Origin of the sequence: Pseudoalteromonas aliena (genome assembly GCF_038155085.1) — a bacterium.
GTDB lineage: Bacteria > Pseudomonadota > Gammaproteobacteria > Enterobacterales > Alteromonadaceae > Pseudoalteromonas > Pseudoalteromonas aliena_A.
Genome location: NZ_JBAKAU010000089.1, coordinates 1 through 240 on the forward strand (window position 1 = coordinate 1; position 240 = coordinate 240).

A 240-nucleotide genomic window follows, 5' to 3' on the forward strand; every position below is an offset into this window, starting at 1 on the left:
AAAATCTTCAACGCTGTGATGACCCACCGGAACAACCACCAGACTGGTGTAGCCTTTCTCTTTCAGACCAAATTCTTCATCGAGGATGGCGGCGTCAAAACCTTCGATGGGCACCGCGTCCAGCCCCAGCGCCGCCACGCCCAGCAGGAAGTTACCGACGTTGAGATAAACCTGTTTTGCCATCCACTCTGCATCATCATGCAGATCTTTACGGTGCATATCGGCGAAGAACTTGCGACC

Annotated in this window: 1 protein-coding gene; it reads right to left on the minus strand. The window is 53.3% G+C overall.

Features of this window, described 5'->3' with window-relative positions:
• Positions 1-240: nitroreductase family protein (locus V6260_RS18655; RefSeq protein WP_341595579.1), on the minus strand; the 240-nt coding region annotated here is incomplete at both ends.